The sequence below is a fragment of the Hydrogenophaga sp. genome (genome assembly GCF_036675665.1).
GTDB lineage: Bacteria > Pseudomonadota > Gammaproteobacteria > Burkholderiales > Burkholderiaceae_C > Hydrogenophaga.
This window is the reverse complement of the sequence record NZ_JAKFEO010000089.1, coordinates 1-1,797: the sequence shown is the minus strand read 5'-3', so window position 1 is coordinate 1,797 and position 1,797 is coordinate 1. Positions and strand designations below refer to the sequence as shown.

Annotated in this window: 2 protein-coding genes; both read left to right on the top strand. The window is 66.4% G+C overall.

The window, feature by feature from the left end; translation table 11 throughout:
* Window positions 1-225, top strand: a 225-nt coding sequence (locus V6M63_RS21250) for an FAD-dependent oxidoreductase (protein ID WP_332745167.1), incomplete at its 5' end; no start/stop codon positions are given.
* Between the two features lie 56 nt (window positions 226-281).
* Window positions 282-1,595 (top strand): NAD-dependent dihydropyrimidine dehydrogenase subunit PreA, encoded by a 1,314-nt coding sequence (preA, locus tag V6M63_RS21245; RefSeq protein WP_332745166.1) that lies wholly within the window; start codon window positions 282-284, stop codon window positions 1,593-1,595.
* Window positions 1,596-1,797: the final 202 nt, after the last annotated feature.

The window sequence follows — 1,797 nt, the reverse complement described above, 5'->3', positions numbered from 1 at the left end:
ATCGGCCAGACCTATGTGGCCGAGCCCGCCGGCAAGGCGATCGCGCTGCAGGGCGGACGCATCGCCACCGATGAAGCAGGCCGCACCAGCCTGGCGCGCGTCTGGGCCGGCGGCGATTGCCGCGCGGGTGGGCGCGACCTCACGGTCGAAGCCGTGGAGCACGGCAAGCTGGCCGCGCTCTCCATGCATGAAGCGCTGAGCGTTCCCGTGGCGATGGTGGCCTGACCGCCGCCGCTACTCAGGAACGTCCACATACACACCGCATTTCACCGGAGCACCCCATGGCCGACATCCGCAGCAATTTCCTGGGCATCCAGAGCCCCAACCCCTTCTGGCTCGCTTCCGCGCCGCCCACCGACAAAGAGATCAACGTCACCCGCGCTTTCGAAGCGGGCTGGGGCGGTGTGGTGTGGAAGACGCTGGGCGAAGACCCGGCGGTGGTCAACGTGAACGGCCCGCGCTATGCCACGCTCATGTCGCAAGACCGCCGCGTGATCGGCCTCAACAACATCGAACTCATCACCGACCGGCCGCTGCAGACCAACCTCGAGGAGATCACGCGCGTCAAACGCAACTGGCCCGACCGCGCCATGATCGTCTCGCTTATGGTGCCTTGCGAGGAAGAGAGCTGGAAGCGCATCCTGCCCATGGTGGAAGACACGGGCGCCGACGGCATTGAGCTCAACTTCGGCTGCCCGCACGGCATGAGCGAGCGCGGCATGGGCGCCGCCGTGGGCCAGGTGCCCGAATACATCCAGATGGTCACGGCCTGGTGCAAGCACTACAGCCGCCTGCCCGTGATCGTGAAGCTCACGCCCAACATCACCGACGTGCGCCAGCCTGCGCGCGCCGCCAAGGCCGGCGGGGCCGACGCGGTCTCGCTCATCAACACCATCAACTCCATCATGGGTGTGGACCTGGACCGCATGGTCATGAGCCCGAGCACCGACGGCTGGGGATCGCACGGCGGCTACTGCGGGCCGGCCGTGAAGCCCATCGCGCTCAACATGGTGGCCGAGATCGCGCGCGACGCGCAGACCGCCGGCCTGCCCATCAGCGGCATCGGTGGCGTCACCACCTGGCGCGACGCGGCCGAATACATCGCGCTGGGCTGCGGCACCGTGCAGGTGTGCACGGCCGCCATGGTGTACGGCTTCAAGATCGTGCAGGACATGTGCGACGGCCTCTCCAACTTCATGGACGAGCACGGCTACGCCACGCTGAACGACTTCAAGGGCCAGGCCGTGCCCACGGTGAAGGACTGGAAGAACCTCAATCTCAACCACATCGAGAAAGCGGTGATCAACCAGGACGCCTGCATCCAGTGCGGTCGCTGCCACGTGGTGTGTGAAGACACCTCGCACCAGGCCATCACCTTCACGAAAGAGGGCGGCGTGCGCAAGTTCGAGATCAATGAGGCCGAGTGCGTGGGTTGCAACCTGTGCGTGTCGATCTGCCCGGTGCCCGAATGCATCACCATGCGCAGTCTCGCGCCCGGCGAGGTGGACGTGCGAACCGGCCAGACCGTCACGGGTGACTACGCCAACTGGACCACCCACCCCAACAACCCGCAGCGCGTGAGCGCAACCACCTGACGGCGCCGGTGCGGTTCTTGCGTGAGCCGCGCCCGTTGTGTTTTCCGTTTCCCGTTTTCCTTTTCCCCGCATCAGCCAACCCGGAGCGCCGGCGCAGACCGCGGACTGTGTGTTACCCACGAGGTCTTTGACAGGAGTACAGGCATGACGAACAGCATCGGCAGCACCGCCCAGGTGGCGGGGCCCATTCCCGCCACCGCGT

Bases quoted from the DNA above. Each gene is read 5' to 3' on its own strand.
- preA (WP_332745166.1), top strand. From the start codon at position 282: ATGGCCGACATCCGCAGCAATTTCCTGGGCATCCAGAGCCCCAACCCC.